Source organism: Streptomyces sp. NPDC090021, assembly GCF_044748225.1.
In the GTDB taxonomy this organism is placed as follows: domain Bacteria; phylum Actinomycetota; class Actinomycetes; order Streptomycetales; family Streptomycetaceae; genus Streptomyces.
Map to the genome: position 1 here is coordinate 59,822 of NZ_JBIVFO010000026.1, position 19,775 is coordinate 79,596.

The window sequence follows — 19,775 nt, forward strand, 5'->3', positions numbered from 1 at the left end:
TTTCCCGCCGCTGGTGGGGGCAGGATGCGTAACCGGGCGAGAGGGTCTGACGTTCAGACCCGGGTCCGGGGACTGTCCTAGGGCCCTGGCAGCATCGGCTTCGATCTCACGCCTCTAAGGCAAGTTGAACACGGGAGTACAACATGAACCGCAGTGAGCTGGTGGCCGCTCTGTCCGAGCGCGCCGAGGTGACCCGCAAGGACGCCGACGCCGTTCTGGCCGCGCTCGCCGAGACCGTCGGCGAGATCGTCGCCAAGGGCGACGAGAAGGTCACCATCCCCGGCTTCCTGACCTTCGAGCGCACCCACCGTGCCGCTCGCACCGCGCGCAACCCGCAGACCGGCGACCCCATCCAGATCCCGGCCGGCTACAGCGTGAAGGTCTCCGCGGGCTCCAAGCTCAAGGAAGCCGCCAAGGGCAAGTAAGTCCTGCCCCGGCGCCGGGGGCCGCGCAGGCCTCGGGACGTAGAGCACGGCTGAATGCAGCAGTAGTACGCAGAAACGGTGAAGGGCGGCCACCCCGGGCGGGGCGGCCGCCCTTTCGCCTGCCCGCGGTACGTCCGCTGCCCGCGGTACGTCCGCGCGGGGCCCCGCGCCGCCCTCCCGGCCCATGCGGGGTCCGGCAGGCCCTGTGAGGCCCCGTCAGGGCCCGTCACGGCCCGTCAGGGCCCTCCCCCCGGCCAGGGGAGCCCCGGGGAGGGCGCATGCGAAAGCCCCCCGGGCCCTTGCTGCGGGGCCCGGGGGGCTTCGGTGTCCGTACGGCGGGACGGCGGTACGGGCTAGACGAGGTCGCCGCCCGGCAGCTCGACCTTCGCACCGAGCTCGACGAGCTTCTCCATGAAGTTCTCGTAGCCGCGGTTGATCAGGTCGATGCCGTGGACCCGCGAGGTGCCCTCGGCGGCCAGCGCCGCGATCAGGTACGAGAACCCGCCGCGCAGGTCGGGGATGACCAGGTCGGCGCCCTGCAGCTTGGTCGGGCCGGAGACGACCGCCGAGTGCAGGAAGTTGCGCTGGCCGAAACGGCAGGCCGAACCGCCCAGGCACTCGCGGTACAGCTGGATGTGAGCACCCATCTGGTTGAGCGCCGAGGTGAAGCCGAGCCGGGACTCGTAGACCGTCTCATGGACGATCGAGAGGCCGGAGGCCTGCGTCAGGGCCACCACGAGCGGCTGCTGCCAGTCGGTCTGGAAGCCGGGGTGCACGTCCGTCTCCAGCGCGATGGCGTTGAGCGGGCCACCCGGGTGCCAGAAGCGGATGCCGTCGTCGTCGATCTCGAAGGCGCCGCCGACCTTCCGGTACGTGTTGAGGAAGGTCATCATCGAGCGCTGCTGGGCGCCGCGCACGTAGATGTTGCCGCCGGTGGCGAGCGCCGCGGACGCCCAGGAGGCGGCCTCCAGGCGGTCCGGGAGGGCCTTGTGGTTGTAGCCGCCGAGCCGCTCCACACCGGTGATCCGGATGGTGCGGTCGGTGTCCATGGAGATGATGGCGCCCATCTTCTGCAGCACGCAGATGAGGTCCTCGATCTCCGGCTCCACGGCGGCGTTGCTGAGCTCGGTGACGCCCTCGGCCAGAACGGCCGTCAGCAGCACCTGCTCGGTGGAGCCGACGGAGGGGTAGGGCAGGCGGATCTTGCAGCCGCGCAGCCGCTGCGGGGCCTCCAGGTACTGGCCGCCCTCGCGCTTCTCGATGGTCGCGCCGAACTGGCGGAGCACGTCGAAGTGGAAGTCGATCGGCCGGCCGCCGATGTCGCAGCCGCCGAGGCCCGGGATGAAGGCGTGGCCGAGACGGTGCAGCAGGGGCCCGCAGAAGAGGATCGGGATGCGCGAAGAGCCCGCGTGGGCGTCGATGTCCGCGACGTTCGCGCTCTCGACGTGGGTGGGGTCGAGCACGAGCTCGCCCGGCTCCTCGCCGGGACGGACCGTCACCCCGTGCAGCTGGAGCAGCCCGCGCACGACACGCACGTCACGGATGTCGGGAACGTTGCGCAGCCTGCTGGGTTCGCTGCCGAGCAGAGCGGCGACCATGGCCTTGGGCACGAGGTTCTTCGCACCGCGGACACGGATCTCGCCCTCGAGCGGGGTGCCGCCGTGGACAAGCAGTACATCGTCACTGATGCCGGTCATGAATCTCGCGTTCCGGAGAGGGTGGGCAGGGGGCCAGGGAAAAGGGTAAGGGCCATCACCCCCTTGTTCGTAAGGCCGACGCGGCCGTAGGACTGTCATGAATTCGGTACAACACCCTCCGTATCCACCGCATGGCGGAGTGTTGCGTTCCGCCCAGTTCGTCCGTACGCGCTCCTCGCTGCCGCCGTGCGCCCTGAGCTGCGCGCGATCAGATCCGCCCGCCCGCTCCCCGCGAAGGGCGGTTGTGCGGGATCATGGCGGCATGACCGAGGTGTCCTCCCTCACAGGGCGGCTGCTCGTGGCCACCCCCACCCTCGCGGATCCGAACTTCGACCGCGCGGTGGTGCTGCTGCTCGACCATGACGAGCAGGGCTCCCTCGGCGTGGTCCTCAACCGGCCGACCCCGGTGGGCGTCGGCGACGTCCTGCTGCCCTGGGCGCCGCTGGCCGGAGCCCCCGGCGTGGTGTTCCAGGGCGGGCCGGTGGCGCTGGACTCGGCCCTCGGGCTCGCCGTCGTCCCCGGGGAGGAGGGGCCGCTCGGCTGGCGCCGGGTGCACGGGGCGATCGGGCTGGTCGACCTGGAGACGCCGCCCGAGCTGCTGGCGCCGGCGCTGGGGGGCCTGCGCATCTTCGCCGGTTACTCCGGCTGGGGGCCGGGCCAGCTGGAGCAGGAGCTGGGCGAGGGCGCCTGGTACGTGGTGGAGTCGGAGCCCGGGGACGTGTCCTCGCCGGATCCGGAGCGGTTGTGGCGGTCGGTGCTGCGCCGCCAGCGCAGCGAACTCGCGATGGTCGCCACCTATCCGGACGACCCGTCGCTCAACTGACGGGCGCGGGGTTAAGTACCCTGGGTTCCATGAGCACTCTTGAGCCCGAGCGCGGGACTGGCACGGGGACCCTCGTAGAGCCGACGCCGCAGGTGTCGCACGGTGACGGCGACCACGAGCGCTTCGCCCACTACGTCCAGAAGGACAAGATCATGGCGAGCGCGCTCGACGGGACCCCCGTCGTCGCGCTCTGCGGCAAGGTCTGGGTACCGGGCCGGGACCCGAAGAAGTACCCGGTCTGCCCCATGTGCAAGGAGATCTACGAGTCCATGGGCCCCGGCGGGGACAAGGACAAGGGCGGCAAGGACAAGTAGTCCGAGCCGACTCACTCTCGCCTTTCGCGGGACCGGGCCCCCGGCGCACCACCGTGCGTCCGGGGGCCTTTGCCGTGCCCGCGGGGCGCGTTAGGGTCGGCGCGACGAGCACCCGGCGGAACGCGTGTTGCGCAGGGCGCAACCGCTCCCGCGAAGGGCTGTGACGCATGGACCTGATCCGCACGGGCCTGATCCCCGCACCCCGGGCCGTACTCCTCGACGGGGACGGGCGCCGCTTCGCATTCGGCCCCGAGCCCGTCCTCGACGCCGGGCCCGGCACCGGATCCGTCGCCCGCTGGATGCGGCGCGAGCTGGGGGCGGCCACCGGCTGGACACTGCCCGCCGCCCCGGCCGGGACCGGACCCGGCGGCGGCGCCGTCGCGGAGCTGCGGCTGCGGATCGACCCGGACGTCGCGGGGGACCGCGGGCCGGAGTCGTACCGGCTCGACATCGGCGGGGACGGGGCGGAACTGACGGGAGCGACGGCCGCCGGACTCTTCTGGGCCGCCCAGACCCTGCGCCAGCTGCTCGGCCCCGACGCGTACCGCAGGGCACCGCTGCCCGGCCGCGCCTGGAGCCTGCCGTACGCCGGCGTCGTGGACGGCCCGCGCTTCGGCTGGCGCGGGCTGATGCTCGACGTCGCCCGGCACTTCATGCCCAAGGACGGCGTGCTGCGCTACATCGACCTGCTCGCCGCCCACAAGCTCAACGTGCTCCACCTGCACCTGACCGACGACCAGGGCTGGCGCGTGGAGATCCGGCGGTACCCGCGGCTGACCGGGGTCGGGGCCTGGCGGGAGCGCAGCCGGTGGGGCCACCGCGCCTCGCCGCTGTGGCACGAGACCCCGCACGGCGGCTTCTACACCCAGGACGACATCCGCGAGATCGTCGCGTACGCCGCCGAGCGGCACGTCCGGGTGGTCCCGGAGATCGACCTGCCGGGGCACTCGCAGGCCGCGATCGCCGCGTACCCGGAGCTGGGCAACACCGACGTGGTCGACACGGCGGCGCTCGGCGTGTGGGACGACTGGGGGATCTGCGAGAACGTCCTCGCCCCGACCGAGGCCGTGCTGCGCTTCTACGAGGGGGTCTTCGAGGAGCTGCTGGAGCTGTTCCCGGCGGAGGTCTCGCCGTTCGTGCACGTGGGCGGCGACGAGTGCCCCAAGACGCAGTGGAGGGCCTCCCCGGTCGCGCAGGAGCGGATCCGGGAGCTGGGCGTGGACGGGGAGGACGGGCTGCAGTCCTGGTTCATCCGGCACTTCGGCGGCTGGCTCGCCGAGCGCGGACGGCGCCTGATCGGGTGGGACGAGATCCTGGAGGGAGGGCTCGCGCCGGGCGCGGCCGTGTCCTCGTGGCGCGGCTACGCGGGCGGGATCGCCGCCGCCGAGGCCGGCCACGACGTGGTGATGTGCCCCGAGCAGCACGTGTACCTGGACCACCGTCAGGCGGGCGGCCCGGACGAGCCGATGCCCATCGGGTACGTGCGCTCCCTGGAGGACGTCTACCGCTTTGAGCCGGTGCCGCCGAAGCTGTCGCCGCAGGCCGCGGCCCATGTGCTGGGCGCACAGGCCAACATGTGGACCGAGGTGACGCAGGACCAGGGCCGGGTCGACTACCAGGTGTTCCCGCGGCTGGCGGCCTTCGCGGAGGTGGTGTGGTCGTGGCAGCCCGCGCCCGAGGAGCGCGACTTCGGGGGGTTCGAGGAGCGGATGGCCGCGCACTACCCGCGGTTGGACGCCCTCGGCGTCGGCTACCGGCCGCCGGGCGGCCCGTTGCCGTGGCAGCGGCGGCCGGGGGTGCTCGGACGTCCCGTCGAAGGCGCGCCCCCGAACGTGTGACACGGGAGCACGGTGCCGGCCCGGCGGCGGCCTGAACGGAAAAGGAACGGGTCCGGAACTCTGGCTGGATTTCCCGCTATACGCGGAAAACCGGGCAATACGGGAGGAGGGTCGTCGAAGGCGGTGTACACGGGGCCCTCCACCCCGTACGGGACAGCGCGCGCGGCGGCGGGGCGACGGGGAGGACCCTCGCGCCGGGCGGCCCGGAAGATGTGCCAGAGTTGCCACGTCCCGGCGGTGAGCACGTACCGTACGGCGGACAGGCGTGAGCGCCAGGACCGGGACATCGGGAAGGGGCAGCTGGGTTGACCACGCAGGCACCGCACGCACCGCACGCACCTGATTCACCTCAGGGGGCTCAGGGGCAGCAGGCGTCGCAGTCCGTGACGCTGCCGGCCTCGCTCGACGAGGCCGTCGCGGCGCTCACCGCCATGCCCGCCGCCGTGCCCGTCGCGGGCGGCACCGACCTCATGGCCGCGGTCAACGCCGGGCTGCTGCGGCCCGCCGCCCTGGTCGGCCTGGGCCGGATCAACGAGATCCGCGGCTGGCAGTACCAGGACGGTCACGCGCTGCTCGGCGCGGGCCTCACCCACGCCCGGATGGGGCGGCCGGACTTCGCCGCGCTCATCCCCGCGCTCGCGGCCGCCGCGCGCGCCGCCGGACCCCCGCAGATCCGCAACGCCGGCACCCTCGGCGGGAACATCGCCACCGCCGCGCCCACCGGGGACGCGCTGCCCGTGCTGGCCGCGCTGGAGGCCGTACTCGTCATCGTCGGCCCGGGCGGGCAGCGCGAGATCCCGGTCTCGCACCTGCTGGCCGGACGGGAGATGCTGCGGCCCGGTGAGCTCATCGGCTTCGTGCGGGTGCCGCTGCTGCACGCCCCGCAGGTGTTCCTCAAGGCCACCGGGCGCACGGGACCCGGGCGGGCGGTGGCGTCCGTGGGGCTCGTGCTGGACCCGGCGCGCCGGGGCGTGCGCTGCGCCATCGGTGCGGTGGCCCCGATGCCGCTGCGGCCGCTGGAGGCCGAGCAGTGGGTGGCCTCGCTGATCGACTGGGACGGCGGGCGGAGCCTGGCCCCCGAGGCGCTGGAGGCCTTCGGCGAGTACGTCGCGGCCGCCTGCGTCCCCGACCAGGGGGAACCGGTGGCTCCCGGCGTACTGCACCTGCGGCGGACGGTGGCCGTACTGGCACGGAGGGCCCTCGGAAGGGCGCTGACCTCATGAGCGAGAACGAGAACGAGAACGTGACCCAGGGGAACGGCACGGCGGGCTGGGGCTGGGAACCGGTCCCGCAGGGCGGCGAGTACGACTCGGACGCCACGGCCTTCGTGAAACTTCCGCAGGACATGCTGGACGCGCTCGGCACCGGCGAGCCGCTCGCGGCGCCCGGGCACGGCTACGTGCCGCCGCCGATGATCGTGCCGCTGGGCTCGGCCAGTACGGACCCGGCGGCCACGGGCACCTGGGCGATCCCGGCGCAGTGGCCGGAGGCGGGCGGCGCGTCCGATCCGTCGGGGTTCGGGGCGGGTACGGGATCCGGCGCAGGCTCCGCATCCGGTTCCGGTTCCGGTTCCGTGGGCGGTTCCGGCTCCGGCTCCGGTTCCGGTTCCCAGGGCGGTTCCGCGGGTGGTCCCGTGGGCGGTCCCGTGGGCGGGCCGATCCCGGCCTCGATCCCCATCCCGGCGTCGGTGGCGGCCGCGTTCGCCGAGCCGGAGGCGGAGGCGGAGCACGATCCCGGTGCGACGGCGGAGTGGCGCTTCCCCGAGGCGGTGCACAAGCCCGAGGAGGCGCCGTCGACGACCGGCCAGTGGGCCGTGCCCGACTTCGCCCAGCAGCAGGGAGACTTCCGTACGGGCAGTGGGCTGGACGCGGACTGGAGCCAGGCCCCGGCGACCCTGCCGGGCGGCGCCCCGGCCCCGTGGGCGTACCTGACGCAGCAGCCGTCCGCCGACCCGGACCCTGGCCGGGACGCGGGCGTCCTGCCGGGTACGGACGAAGCCGCCGCCGCTTCGGCCGCCGCTGCCACCGCCACCGCGCACGCCGCCGGACGCCTGCTCGGCGGCCCCGGTGTCGGCGCCGCGGGCCGCGGGCCGCGCGTGCTGGGCGGCCCCGGCGTGGGCACCGCGCTCCCGGAGGCCGAGCCCGCGCACCACCAGGCACCGCACGACATCGAGGCCGCGCACGGCCCGGCGGCAACCGCGCTCGCGGGGGAGCGGTCGCACCCGGGAGCCGCGGCGCACGAGCCGGCGGAGCCGGAGCACCCGGCGCAGCCCGCGAACGCCGAGCACGCCGAACCCGCCGACCGCGGGGCCGACGTCGAGCACGTCGAGCACGTCGAGCACGTCGAGTACTCCGAACGCGGTGCGCACCCCGACCACTTCGGGCAGGTCGAGCAAGCCGGGCACACAGGTCACATCGGACAAGCAGGTCACGCTGGTCACGCTGGTCACGTCGGCCATGCGGAGCATTCCGCGCACCCCGCGCACCCCGCGGACACGGACGGGCACGGCTTCACCGCGTTCGGCCGGGCCCCCGAGACGGCGTCCGCACAGGCGGACGGCCACGGCTTCGCGGAGCCGGGTGCCGTGCCCGCACCTGACCCGGCCGACACCGAAGGGCAGGCGCCCGCCGAGGCCGCCCCGTCCCCCGATGAGATCCCGTCCGAGGTCCCGTCCGAGATCCCGGCCGGGTCCACGTCGGCCGGGGACAGCGCCGACAGCGCGGCGGAGCTCCCGGACGAGGACACCGGGGAAGGGATCCCGGCGGAGGCGCCGGCGTACGAGGAGGACCACCGCGCCGCGGCCGCCGTCCACCACGAGCACCCCCACGCCTCCTACGTCCTGCGCGTCAACGGCGCCGACCGCCCCGTCACCGGGGCCTGGATCGGGGAGTCGCTCCTCTACGTGCTGCGCGAACGCCTCGGCCTCGCCGGCGCCAAGGACGGCTGCTCGCAGGGCGAGTGCGGCGCCTGCGCCGTACAGGTCGACGGCCGGCTCGTCGCCTCCTGCCTGGTCCCGGCGGCCACGGCCGCCGGCAGCGAGGTCCGCACCGTGGAGGGCCTCGCGACGGGCGGGGAACTCTCCGACGTCCAGCAGGCGTTGTGCAGGTCGGGCGCGGTGCAGTGCGGGTTCTGCGTGCCCGGCATGGCCATGACCATCCACGACCTGCTGGAGGGCAACCACGCCCCCAGCGAGCTGGAGACCCGCCAGGCGCTGTGCGGCAACCTCTGCCGGTGCTCCGGCTACGCGGGGGTCGTCGAGGCCGTGCGCGAGGTCGTGGCCGAGCGGGAGGCGGCGGCCTCCGCGGACGCGGCACAACTCCAGGCGCAGGGCCACGGACATGACGGGCACGGGCACGACGGGCACGGGCACGGACACGTTCAGGCGCAGGGCGAGGCGGCGCAGGAAGCGCGCATCCCGCACCAGGCAGCGCCCGGCGAGGGCGGCATCCACCACGGAGGCACGGCGTGAGCGGGCAGGACGCGGCGACCGCGACGACGGTGAACACCACGGTGACGGCCATGGCCGCAGCACCCGGGCCCGAGAGCCCCGATCAGCAGGTGCCGCGCGGCATCGGCGCCTCCGTCGAGGCCACCGACACCCGCGCCAAGACCGAGGGCACCTTCCCCTACGCCGCCGACCTCTGGGCCGAGGGCCTCCTGTGGGCCGCCGTGCTGCGCTCCCCGCACGCCCACGCCCGGATCCTCTCCATCGACACCACGGCCGCCGCGGAGATGCCCGGCGTACGAGCCGTCGTCACCCATGCCGACGTACCCGGCGCCACCACCCACGGCCGCCGGATCGCGGACCGGCCGGTGTTCGCGCACGACGTCGTACGCCATCACGGCGAGCCCATCGCCGCCGTCGCCGCCGATCACCCCGACACGGCCCGGCTCGCCGCGGCCGCGATCGCCGTCGAGTACGAGCTCCTCGACCCGGTCACCGACCCCGAGCAGGCCTTCGGCGCCCCCGCCCTGCACCCCGACGGCAACCTGATCCGGCACATCCCGCTGCGCTACGGCGACCCGGAGGCCACCGGCGAGGTCGTGGTCGAGGGCCTGTACCGGATCGGCCGCCAGGACCCCGCCCCCATCGGCGCCGAGGCCGGGCTGGCCGTGCCCCGTCCCGACGGCGGCGTCGAGCTCTACACCGCCTCCACCGACCCGCACACCGACCGCGACCTGGCCGCCGCCTGCTTCGGCCTGGAACCGGACCGGGTGCGCGTCGTCGTCACCGGCGTCCCAGGCGCCACGGCCGACCGCGAGGACGCCGCCTTCCAGCTCCCGCTCGGCCTGCTCGCCCTGCGCACGGGCTGCCCGGTGAAGCTGGCCGCCACCCGCGAGGAGTCCTTCCTCGGCCACACCCACCGCCACCCGACCCTGCTGCGCTACCGCCACCACGCCGACGCCGAGGGCCGCCTGGTCAAGGTCGAGGCGCAGATCCTGATGGACGCGGGCGCGTACGCCGACGCCTCCGCCGAATCCCTGGCGGCGGCGGTGGCCTTCGCCTGCGGCCCGTACGTCGTCCCGCACGCCTTCGTCGAGGGCTGGGTGGTGCGCACCAACAACCCGCCGTCGGGCCACGTCCGCGGCGAGGGCGCGATGCAGGTGTGCGCCGCGTACGAGGGCCAGATGGACAAGCTCGCGGCCGCCCTCGGCATCGACGGTGCGGAACTGCGCATGCGCAACGTCCTGGCCACGGGGGACCTCCTCCCGACCGGCCAGACGGTCACCTGCCCGGCCCCGGTCGCCGAACTCCTGCGTTCGGTACGCGACTGCGAGCTGCCCGCCCTCCCGAAGGACGCCCCCGAGGACGAGTGGCTGCTGCCCGGCGGCCCGGAGGGCGCGGGCGAGCCCGGCGCGGTGCGGCGCGGTGTCGGCTACGGCGTCGGCATGGTGCACATGCTCGGCGCGGAGGGGACCGACGAGGTCTCCACCGCCACCGTGAAGGTGGTGGGCGGCGCGGCCACCGTCATCTGCGCGGCGGTCGACACCGGCCAGGGCTTCGGCACCCTGGCCCGCCAGATCGTCCAGGAGGTGCTGGGCGTCGACGAGGTGGCGGTGGCCCCCGTGGACACCGACCAGCCCCCGGCCGGCCCGGCGGCGCACGGCCGCCACACGTGGGTGTCGGGCGGCGCGGTGGAGCGGGCCGCCAAGATGGTCCGCACCCAGCTGCTGCAGCCGATGGCGCACAAGCTGGGCATGTCGACGGAACTCCTGCAGATCCAGGACGGCCGGATCACGTCGTACGACGGCGCCTTCTCGATGTCGGTCGCGGAGGCCATGGCGGGCAAGGAGCTCTGGGCGACCGCCCAGTGCCGCCCCCACCCGACCGAACCGCTGGACGCGGAAGGCCAGGGCGACGCCTTCGTGGGCCTCGCCTTCTGTGCGATCCGCGCGGTGGTGGACGTGGACATCGAGCTGGGCTCCGTACGGGTGGTGGAGCTCGCGGTGGCCCAGGACGTGGGCCGGATCCTCAACCCCCGCCAGCTGGAGGCCCGTATCGAAGCGGGCGTCACCCAGGGCGTGGGCGCGGCCCTGACGGAGAACCTCCGCACCGTTGCCGGCCTGGTCCGCCACCCCGACCTGACGGGCTACGCCCTGCCGACCGCGCTGGACGCCCCGACGGTCCGCATCGTCAAACTGGTCGAGGAGCGCGACGTGGTGGCCCCGTTCGGCGCGAAGGCGGCGAGCGCGGTCCCGGTGGTGACGACCCCGGCGGCAATCGCCTCGGCGGTCCGCGCCGCGACGGGCCGCCCGGTCAACAGGCTCCCGATCCGACCGTCGGCGGCGGTGGCGACACCCAACTCATGACCGTGTGACCCGCATTGCACGTGCAACCCCGGACTTGGGGCTGTCGGTGCCGGTCGCTAGAGTGATCGCCGAGAGTGTGCGCGCACACGTGCGAACGGGTGCGAACGGGGACGGGGTGCGGCGCGGAGCGCCGCGCCCGCGGGGAGACGGGGAGTCGGGGAGGCCAACGTGGCAGAGGACAACGGCGGGATTCTGGCGGTAGGCCTGTCCGGGGACGTCGCGGCGTCGATCAGAGCCCAGGCGGACGCACAGGCGCGGGCAGCGGCGCTGCGGGTCGAGTACGACGACCTGAAGGGCTACAAGGCCCTTGTGGACGGCCTCCTGACGAAGCTTCAGGAGTCCCCTGCGCACCACGGGAAGCTGGCGGACGGCACGATGCCGACTGGCGTCCTGGGAACGGGCTTCCCCGAGGCGGACAAGCTGTACGAGGCGTACAAGACCGTCCATTCGGAGCTGCAGAAGCTGTCGAAGGGGCTTGCCGAGCAGATCGAGGGGCTGGGCATCGCGGTCCAGTCCGCGAGCGGCGGCTACGCGGTGGTGGACGAGGAACAGAAGCGGCGCATGGTCGTCATCGCCAAGCAGGCCCACGAAGAGTATGTCCGGGACCGTGACCCGTACGCAAAGAAGCAGAGCGACGGCACGCAGCCGAACGGGAAGAATGGCGGTGTTCTCTGATGACCAACTTCGAGGGGTACACGCACGCACAGCTGCACGCGATGATCGAGTCGCTCGATCCTGCGAAGGTGGCTGCGCTGGGCACGAAGCTGACGGAAGCCGCCACGACGATCTTGGAGATCGGGACCAAGCTCAAGGACCACAAGGTCAAGGGCTGGGAGGGTGAAGGCGCTACCGCGTTCCAGAACTGGGTGAGCCAGTCCGGCAGTGCCACGCTGCAACTGGCCGAATACAGCAAGGCGGGCGGCAAGTACATGGCCGAAGCCGCACAGGTCATGCGCGAGGTCAAGCCGTCCAAGGACGGGGTGGGGAACTTCCCCCCGTACGACGCGGCTGCGGACGCGAAGCTCAGGGAGAACCTGGCGACGTCGCGCGAGTACCACAACGACCCGGACGCGGTGCAGCTCGGCCAGGAGGCCTGGTCGAAGCTGAGCGGAGACCACGCGCGCGCCGTGGACGCGATGAACAAGCTGGCCGGGGCATACGACCAGTCCGCCGTGCAGATGGGCAAGGCGGAGATCCCCACGTTCCCGCCGCCGCCGCAGGTGCTTGTGCCGGTTGTCCGTGATGCAAGTCAGGACGTCGCGCGTGGCGGTGACGGAGGTGCGCGCTATGGAGGCGGAAACTCTGGTTCCTCCAACTACGCTTACTCCGGCGATTCCGGCGGAGCGCGCTCGACTGAATCTGGATCGGCGCCTGGGACGCGGCCTGACAACACGACCCCGTCGCTTTCCGTTCCGTCGATCCCGGATCGCGACGTGGACGTGGACCTCGACACCGTCGGTACGCTTCCGCCTCCCGCCACGCCGCCGCTGACGACCACGCCCGGTCTCCCGACGACCACAGGTCCCGTCGGACCCACCCCCGGCCCCTTCGTCCCGCCTGTGGCCATCCCGCCCGTCGGCGGCCTGAAGGGACCCGGCCCGTTCGGTACCGGTCCCGGAATCGGTCCGTACCCCGGATTGGGTGGTCCTGGCCTTCCTCCTGGCGGCAAGGTCATCGGTGCGCCCGGCCTGCCCCCGCGTGACGCCGGTATCACGGGTGGGCGTCCGGTGACGTCCACCGGCCCGGCCTCCGGTATCCCGCGCGGCATGGTCGTCGGCGAAGGTACTCAGGCCGGTCGTCCCATGGGTGGCGGTATGGGCCACGGCGCCGGGGGCCACTACGGCAGCACCCAGGCCGGTCTCCCGGCCGGCCGCCGACTGGCCACGGAGCCGGGTGGCGTCACGGGTGGGCGTCAGGCCGGTGCGGTCGGTCGTCCGATCGCGGCGGGCCAGCCGTTCACCCAGGGCGGTTCGGGCCTCGTCCGCAACGGTGCCGGTCCCGTGGGTCACGCGGGTGCAGGTATGCAGGCTCCGGGTAGGGGCCGGGACAACCAGGGGGGCCAGCGCCCCGACTACCTGACCGAGGACGAAGAGACCTGGCAGGGCAACCGTCGTGTCGCCCCGCCCGTGATCGACTGAGCAGAACGGACGTTGTACGGGATGCACATGCGCAAGGCGACCTCGGCCCTGGTGGGTCTCCTGCTGGCCGGGGTCGCCGCGACCCCGGCCCACGCGGAGACCATCCGATCGCAGCAGTGGCATCTCGACGCCATGAAGGCCGACGAGATCTGGAAGACCAGCACGGGGAAGGGCGTCACCGTTGCGGTGATTGACACTGGTGTCAATCAGATCCCGGAACTTGAAGGTCAAGTCCTTCCCGGCAAGGCCTTTCCCGTAGCTGATGCCGAAGTCGGTAGGGATAACGACTACTTTGGCCATGGCACTGGCATTGCCGCGATGATCGCTGCAACGGGGAAGCATCCGACGGGGGATGGTGGCTACGGCCTCGCACCAGGTGTGAAGATCCTTCCGATCCGCATCCCCGACATGCTGGAGGCGGCATCGACGCCGTCTATGGTGGAAGCGATTCGATACGCCGCAGACTCGGATGCCAAGGTGATCAACATCTCTATGGGTCTGCACAGTACGGCTGAGCAGGATCAAGGGCGCGCCGCTGCCGTGAAGTACGCCCTTTCCAAGGGAAAGATCATCTTTGCTGCTGTGGGCAACTATGGAAACTCGACGAACGAGATTCAGTACCCCGCAGGGACTCCTGGCGTAGTTGGTGTCGGAGCAGTTGACCCCCAAGGCGAGCCAACCAGCGAGTCTCAGCACGGCCCGCAGGTGGATATGGCCGCACCTGGCAAGGACATCGTTACGGCCTGCAAGGGCAAGACGGGAATCTGTAAAACCAACGGCACCAGTGACGCCTCTGCCCTGGCCTCCGCCTCCGCGGCCCTGCTCTGGTCCGCGCACCCTGAGTGGACCAACAACCAGGTCCTGCGCGTGCTCCTGAATACCGCGGGGAAACCCGTCGACGGGTCTCAGCGCAACGACTACGTCGGCTACGGCATCGTCCGGCCCCGGATCGCGTTGCAGACGCCCGGGGACCCCGGTCCTGCCGATGTCTATCCGCTGCCCGACCTGGCCGCGGCGGCCAGTGGCGGAAAGCCTTCCGCGTCCGCCCCCACCGACCCCACGCCGTCCTCGCACGCCCCCCAGGCCGCCGCCGAGGAGAAGGGCGGCAACCCGCTTCTCTGGGTCGGGCTCGGGCTCGGGGCGTGTGTGCTCATCGGCGGGGCCGTGACCGCGGTGGTCGTACGCCGCAACCGTTGACCCGTCCCTGACCTGACCCGCTCCTGACCTGACCGGCTCCGACACGGAGGTTCCCGCGATGTCGTTCGACGAAGAGTGGTCGGCGGCTCGCGCCGCGGCCGCCTCCAACGCCGCCATGCGGCTCAACCAGGCTCCCGCCCCCACCCCCGGAGGCGGCGCCCCCGACCTCGCGCTCAACCAGGACCAGATCGGAGCGATCGGCTCCGAGGCGTACAAGCTGCACACCCGCCTGCAGACCGACGGCAAGCACGCCGCCACCGCGTCCGGCGAGGCCGCTGCGGCCCTGACCCGGGAGGCGTTCGCGAGCGGGGCCGCCCTCGCCAAGGCCAACACCCTCTGGGAGACCCAGGTGAAGACCCTCGTGGCCGCCTGCGCCAACATCTCCAACGGCCTGAACTACTCGCTCTCCTCCCACGCCAAGGACGAACAGCAACTTCACGCCGACTTCACGGCGTCCGCGATCGACGAGTACCTGAAGTAGGCGGGGGCAGCGCGCATGCTGACGTACGAGAACGTGATGAACGCGCCCCTGGACAAGCTCCAGTCAGCGGTCACCGACTGGACCGTGATGGCCGGCAAGCTGGACGAGATGGCCGAGGCCGCCCGCAACGGCATGAAGGCGAAGTCCGACAAGGCCGAGTGGAGCGGGATCACCGCCGGGGTGGCACGCGGGTTCGTCGACAAGACGGCCAAGGAGTTCGAGGACGCCGCCAAGGCGGCCAAGGGGATGCACCAGGTCCTCGCCGACGCACACGCCACCTTCAAGGCCGCCCAGGACGAACTGAAGAGGCTCGCCGCGGAGGCCCCGTCGGCCGGCTTCCGGATCGACGCCACCGGGCGGGTCAGCGCCATCGCGCTGCCCACCGAGGCCGAGCGGAACGCGGCCCGCCACGACCCCGACTACCAGCAGACCCTCAACGCGAACCGCAACGCCTGGCAGTCCCAGGTCAACCGGGCCGTCGAGAACGCCCAGGACGCCGACGACTCCCTGGTCCGCGTTCTCCAGGCGAACGCGTCGGACGAACACGACTTCAGCGGACCGAAGTTCACCACCCTCGACGCCGAACAGGTCTTCCGCGCAGCCAGCCTGTTGAAGAAGGTTACCGGCGCGGGCGGCACGGCCCGCAACGTCGAGGCGCTGCGCGAGCTGGAGGAAGTGCTCGACGACAACCGTGACGACCCCGAGTTCTCGACGGGCCTGTTCCGGACCATCGGTGCCGAAGGCACCCTGCAGATGTACGCCGCGATGTCCCTGGACGCGACCAGCCTGGGCGCCGCCGGCAAGGACCGGGCGCTCATGGTCTCGAACATCCAGGGCGACCTGGGCGCGATGCTCGGCCTCGCCACGCACAAGGATGTGCCGGGCCACCTCGACGCGGCCTGGACGACCCAGCTGATGAAGGCCGGGCGCAAGGAGATGGACGTCTTCGGCGGCGTCCGGCAGATCTACGGCTACCAGGCCCTCGGTGCGCTGCTGCGCGAGGGGAAGTACGACACGGAGTTCCTGACCTCGGTCGGCCGCGACATGGTCGCGATGGACCGCAAGGACCCGCAGGCCTGGGAGTTCCACACCCCGTACGGCATGGAATCGGTCCTCAACCAGGGGCCGGAGGGCGGCCGCGGCTTCTACCCCCTGACCGGGCTCATGGAGGCGCTGGGCAACAACCCGGACGCGGCGACGGCCTTCTTCAACGAGCCGGTCCGCGAGGACAGCAACAAGGACGGCATCGTCACGAAGGACGACAAGCCGGTCGGCGGCCAGCACGGCAAGGACCGGGGCATGGTCGACTACATGCTCGACAAGCCGCCGTACATGGACGGCTTCGACACCACTCGCACCGGAGACCTGCGCCCGGCCCAGCAGGCCCTCGGGGACGCCCTGATGGCGGCGGTGTCGGGCCGCGTGTCGGGCGACGAGGACGCGAAGCCCGTGCCGCACACCGAGGCGATGACGGCCGTGATGGAGCGGATCGTCGAGAAGGTGGGCGACAAGCCGGAACTGGTCGATGCGAAGCCGGGGGACCCTGAGGGCCCGCTGAACGGCCTGTCCGGTCACTTCGGGCAGATGACTGCGGAGTACATGCCGGACATCCAGGCCGCGGCGGACAACACCAGTCGGCTGATCAAGGCCAACGGTGTGATGGCCGAGTTCAACAAGGCCGACATGGCGGCGTTCGTCGGCGCGGTGGCGCAGGACCCGGACGCGTACGGAGCCATCACCAACGCCCAGCGGGCGTTCACCACGACGCTCATCAACGACGTCATCGCGCACCGTGCCGAGTACGAGGAGATCGACGCGGCGATCACGGTCGCCGTCCACCCGGGTGGCCAGCTCGCGGGCATCCTCTCCGAGGCCAGGGCCGAGGGCACGTTTGCCGAGAACGGCCACAAGGCGGAGGAGTACGTCAAGGGCGTCGAGGACAACGCCAAGTGGGTCAACCGCGTCATCAGCGCGGCGGGCGGCAAGTACGTGGAGATGGTGCCGCTCGCCGGAGACGTCGTGGAGTGGCTTCAGGAGGACATCACGGAGAGCGTGGTCGAACGGGCCAAGAAGGACCAGGCGAGCAAGGCGGGCGATGCCGACCACGAGGCCGTACTCAGCTACACGCAGGCCCAGGTGGAGGCCGGCGAATCCGCCGCGCAATCGGTCCGCAAGGCCGCGGAGGGTACGGGCATGAACCAGCGGAGCATCGACGCCCTGGCTGGCACGGCCGCGGCTCAGACGGCGAACGCGCACGCGGTCGGCCGCGGTCAGGTCGTCACGTCGAACGGCGGTTCCTGATGGGCCGCGCCCCCCGTGCCCGTACCGCACCCCTGCTCGCCGTCGCGCTGGCCGTGGCGGCCGTACTGACGGGGTGCGCCGAGGAGCGGAAGGCGGCGGCGCCGCACCTGCCGGAGCGCACCTGTTTCGGCGTCTTCACCCGCTCCGACCTGGAACCTCTGATGGGCGATGGGCAGACGGTGACGGTGTCCGGTCCGGCCGACGCCCGGCTGACCGCGCAGCGCCGCGCGGCCACCTGCAACGTCGATGTGGACGGCCGGGGCCGTGTCCTGGTCGCGGCGACTCGCCAGCCTGTGGGGCAGAGCTTCTTCTGGCCCCCGACCGACCAGAGCGAACCCGCGCCCGAGTCGCTCGCTCTCGGCGACAAGGGGATCCTGTGGGACACGGGTGCCCGCGTCGCCCTCACCTGCAAGGGGGCCGAGGACTCCTTCGAGCTGGAATTGTCGCTGAGCGGCTCGGTCGAGCACATGAAGCCGGGTACGTCCCGTGCCCTGTTCACCTCGCTCATGACCAAGTACGTCGAGTCCGCCAAACAGCAGACCCGGTGTGGGGTCTAGCCGGTGGTCCTAGGACCACGGGCCGACGTCGGGATACGTCGAATGGACAGGGTCGAAACCGGGCTGTGCACCTTACGCTGGGGCGATGAGCGCCCTCGAACCCCGCGTGCCCCAGAGAACCGCACCCCTCCCGCCCCCGCCCGGGGGCGGGGTCATGGGGTCCGCGTACCGGACGCTCAGCATCGGCATCATCTCCGTCGTCTTTCTCATCGCCTTCGAGGCGACCGCCGTCGGCACGGCCATGCCCGTCGCCGCCCGCGAGCTCGACGGGATCGGGCTCTACGCCTTCGCCTTCTCCGCCTACTTCACGACCAGCCTCTTCGGCATGGTCCTGTCCGGGCAGTGGGCCGACCGGCAGGGGCCGCTCAAGCCGCTGACCGTCGGGATCGCCGCGTTCGCCGCGGGGCTCGTGGTCTCCGGGACCGCCGGCGCCATGTGGGTGTTCGTCCTCGGCCGCGCCGTGCAGGGTCTCGGCGGGGGGCTGGTCATCGTCGCGCTGTACGCCGTCGTCAGCCGGGCCTACGAGGAGCGGCTGCGGCCCGCGATCATGGCCGCCTTCGCCGCGAGCTGGGTCGTCCCCTCCATCGTCGGGCCACTGGCCTCGGGCACGGTCACCGAGCACCTCGGCTGGCGGTGGGTGTTCCTCGGCATCCCCGTGCTCGTCGTCGTACCGCTCGTCGTCGCGCTGCCCGCGATACGCCGCACCGCCTCCGGCCCCGTGGGCGCCGAGCCCCGGGCCGTCGACCGGCGGCGGATCCGGCTGGCGCTCATGATCTCCGTCGGTGCGGGCCTCCTCCAGTACGCCGCCCAGGACCTGCGCTGGATTTCGCTCCTGCCGGGCATCGTCGGCGCGGCCCTGCTGGTGCCCGCCGTGCTCGGGCTGCTGCCCCGCGGGACGTACCTGGCCCGGCGCGGGCTGCCGTCGGTGGTGCTGCTGCGCGGGGTCGCCGCGGGGTCGTTCATCGCGGCCGAGAGCTTCGTACCGCTGATGCTGGTCACCCAGCGGGGGCTGAGCCCGACCATGGCCGGCTTCTCGCTCGCGCTGGGCGGGCTGACCTGGGCCGGCGGCTCGTGGGTGCAGTCGCAGGGGCGGACGGCCCCCTACCGGGAACGGCTGATGGTGATCGGCATGGTGCTGGTGGCGCTGGCCGTCGCGGCCGCGCCCGCCGTGCTCATCGAGTCCGTCCCCGTCTGGACGCTGGCGCCGGCCTGGGCCGTGGGATGTCTCGGCATGGGCCTGGTGATCGGCTCCACCAGCGTGCTGCTGCTGAAGCTGTCCGCACCGCAGGAGGTCGGCGCCAACTCCGCCGCCCTGCAGATCTCCGACGCGCTCGCGAACGTCGTCCTGCTGGCCGCCGGAGGCGCCGCCTTCGCCGCACTCGGCGGCGGCGCGGTCGGCGCCGCGCACGCGGTGACCGCAGGCGGGGCGGGCGGCGCCTCGCACCCCGTCGCCTTCGCCGTGGTGTTCCTGCCGATGGCGTGCGTGGCGCTGGTGGGGGCGTGGGTCGCGACCCGGCTGGAGCCGGCTCCCGAATCCGCGTGACACCGCGTGACACCGCGTGGTACCGCGCGGTACCGTCATTCCATGGCTGGTCTCAACGTCAGATTCACCGAAGAAGAGCTGGACGCCCTGCGCGAGCGCGCCGAGGCGGAGGGCCGGAGCATGCAGTCCTTCGCGCACGACGCGGTCATCAAGGCCATAAACGAGCACTCCCGACTGTTCAACGAGGCGGCGGAGCATGTGCTGAAGGCGAGCGCAGAGCTGAACCGGAGGCTTGCCTGATGCACTACCTCACGCTTCCCGAGCTACTCAACCTCGCGGAGCGTCTGGGAGCGGACGAAGTGCGCGACTACGGTCTCCTCGACTCGGCACTGGCGCGCCCGCAAGCGAGCGTGTTCGGCCAGGACGCCTACCCGGACGTCTGGCAGAAGGCAGCGGCTCTGATGGAATCGCTGGCTCGCAACCACGGGCTGGTAGACGGGAACAAGCGCATTGCCTGGTACGCGACCTGGGTCTTCCTCCACATGAACGGGCATCCGCTCGACCCCGAGTTCGACGTGGACGAAGCCGAGCAGTTCGTGCTGGACGTGTGCCAGGGGGCTCTCGACGTACCCAAGATCGCTGCGCAGCTGCCGAGGTTCGCGCGCTGAGGCAGGCGATGTGACGCTCGCCGCACCGCCCGAGGTCACGGG

General features: G+C 72.3%; 17 protein-coding genes. 16 read left to right on the top strand and 1 reads right to left on the bottom strand.

Features of this window, described 5'->3' with window-relative positions; all coding sequences use genetic code 11:
• The first annotated feature begins 143 nt into the window (after nucleotides 1–143).
• Nucleotides 144–425, top strand: a complete 282-nt coding sequence (locus ACIPXC_RS21515; RefSeq protein ID WP_007264399.1) for an HU family DNA-binding protein — start codon at nucleotides 144–146, stop codon at nucleotides 423–425.
• Nucleotides 426–778: 353 nt separating this feature from the next.
• Here the strand turns inward: ACIPXC_RS21515 and murA are convergent, their stop codons facing one another.
• On the bottom strand, nucleotides 779–2,122 hold the full coding sequence (gene murA / locus ACIPXC_RS21520; protein ID WP_030771691.1) for a UDP-N-acetylglucosamine 1-carboxyvinyltransferase: 1,344 nt from the start codon (nucleotides 2,120–2,122) through the stop codon (nucleotides 779–781).
• A 262-nt stretch (nucleotides 2,123–2,384) separates the two neighbouring features.
• Between murA and ACIPXC_RS21525 the strand changes: the two genes are divergently transcribed.
• From ACIPXC_RS21525 to ACIPXC_RS21595, 15 genes are all read left to right on the top strand, one after another.
• On the top strand, nucleotides 2,385–2,945 hold the full coding sequence (locus ACIPXC_RS21525) for a YqgE/AlgH family protein (RefSeq protein ID WP_401620516.1): 561 nt from the start codon (nucleotides 2,385–2,387) through the stop codon (nucleotides 2,943–2,945).
• A gap of 29 nt (nucleotides 2,946–2,974) precedes the next feature.
• Nucleotides 2,975–3,259, top strand: a complete 285-nt coding sequence (locus tag ACIPXC_RS21530) for a DUF3039 domain-containing protein (protein WP_030010729.1) — start codon at nucleotides 2,975–2,977, stop codon at nucleotides 3,257–3,259.
• 167 nt (nucleotides 3,260–3,426) lie between these two features.
• A complete protein-coding gene (locus ACIPXC_RS21535; RefSeq protein ID WP_401620519.1) occupies nucleotides 3,427–5,097 on the top strand; it encodes a beta-N-acetylhexosaminidase in 1,671 nt (556 codons plus the stop codon).
• Nucleotides 5,098–5,402: 305 nt separating this feature from the next.
• Entirely contained in the window at nucleotides 5,403–6,320 is a 918-nt protein-coding gene (locus ACIPXC_RS21540; RefSeq protein WP_401620522.1) for an FAD binding domain-containing protein, read from the top strand.
• Nucleotides 6,317–8,566: a 2Fe-2S iron-sulfur cluster-binding protein gene (locus tag ACIPXC_RS21545; RefSeq protein ID WP_401620525.1), complete on the top strand. Its 2,250-nt coding sequence runs from the start codon at nucleotides 6,317–6,319 to the stop codon at nucleotides 8,564–8,566. Before ACIPXC_RS21540 ends, ACIPXC_RS21545 begins: the two co-directional genes overlap by 4 nt.
• A 50-nt stretch (nucleotides 8,567–8,616) precedes the next feature.
• A complete protein-coding gene (locus ACIPXC_RS21550; RefSeq protein ID WP_401620654.1) occupies nucleotides 8,617–10,908 on the top strand; it encodes a xanthine dehydrogenase family protein molybdopterin-binding subunit in 2,292 nt (763 codons plus the stop codon).
• A gap of 168 nt (nucleotides 10,909–11,076) precedes the next feature.
• Nucleotides 11,077–11,583: a hypothetical protein gene (locus ACIPXC_RS21555; protein WP_401620528.1), complete on the top strand. Its 507-nt coding sequence runs from the start codon at nucleotides 11,077–11,079 to the stop codon at nucleotides 11,581–11,583.
• The gene (locus ACIPXC_RS21560) at nucleotides 11,583–13,046 is read left to right on the top strand and encodes a WXG100 family type VII secretion target (RefSeq protein ID WP_401620530.1); all 1,464 of its coding nucleotides are present in this window, start codon (nucleotides 11,583–11,585) and stop codon (nucleotides 13,044–13,046) included. The genes ACIPXC_RS21555 and ACIPXC_RS21560 overlap by 1 nt, the downstream gene beginning before the upstream one ends.
• A gap of 21 nt (nucleotides 13,047–13,067) precedes the next feature.
• Nucleotides 13,068–14,243: a type VII secretion-associated serine protease mycosin gene (mycP, locus tag ACIPXC_RS21565; RefSeq protein WP_401620533.1), complete on the top strand. Its 1,176-nt coding sequence runs from the start codon at nucleotides 13,068–13,070 to the stop codon at nucleotides 14,241–14,243.
• Nucleotides 14,244–14,301: 58 nt separating this feature from the next.
• Entirely contained in the window at nucleotides 14,302–14,724 is a 423-nt protein-coding gene (locus ACIPXC_RS21570; RefSeq protein ID WP_401620535.1) for a hypothetical protein, read from the top strand.
• 15 nt (nucleotides 14,725–14,739) lie between these two features.
• Entirely contained in the window at nucleotides 14,740–17,025 is a 2,286-nt protein-coding gene (locus tag ACIPXC_RS21575) for a hypothetical protein (RefSeq protein WP_401620538.1), read from the top strand.
• Nucleotides 17,025–17,582, top strand: coding sequence for a hypothetical protein (locus tag ACIPXC_RS21580; protein WP_401620541.1), 558 nt, complete (start codon nucleotides 17,025–17,027; stop codon nucleotides 17,580–17,582). Before ACIPXC_RS21575 ends, ACIPXC_RS21580 begins: the two co-directional genes overlap by 1 nt.
• A gap of 85 nt (nucleotides 17,583–17,667) precedes the next feature.
• Nucleotides 17,668–19,125, top strand: coding sequence for an MFS transporter (locus ACIPXC_RS21585; RefSeq protein WP_401620544.1), 1,458 nt, complete (start codon nucleotides 17,668–17,670; stop codon nucleotides 19,123–19,125).
• 42 nt (nucleotides 19,126–19,167) lie between these two features.
• On the top strand, nucleotides 19,168–19,365 hold the full coding sequence (locus ACIPXC_RS21590; RefSeq protein WP_037923309.1) for an Arc family DNA-binding protein: 198 nt from the start codon (nucleotides 19,168–19,170) through the stop codon (nucleotides 19,363–19,365).
• Entirely contained in the window at nucleotides 19,365–19,733 is a 369-nt protein-coding gene (locus ACIPXC_RS21595; RefSeq protein ID WP_401620547.1) for a type II toxin-antitoxin system death-on-curing family toxin, read from the top strand. The genes ACIPXC_RS21590 and ACIPXC_RS21595 overlap by 1 nt, the downstream gene beginning before the upstream one ends.
• The last annotated feature ends 42 nt before the right edge of the window (nucleotides 19,734–19,775 follow it).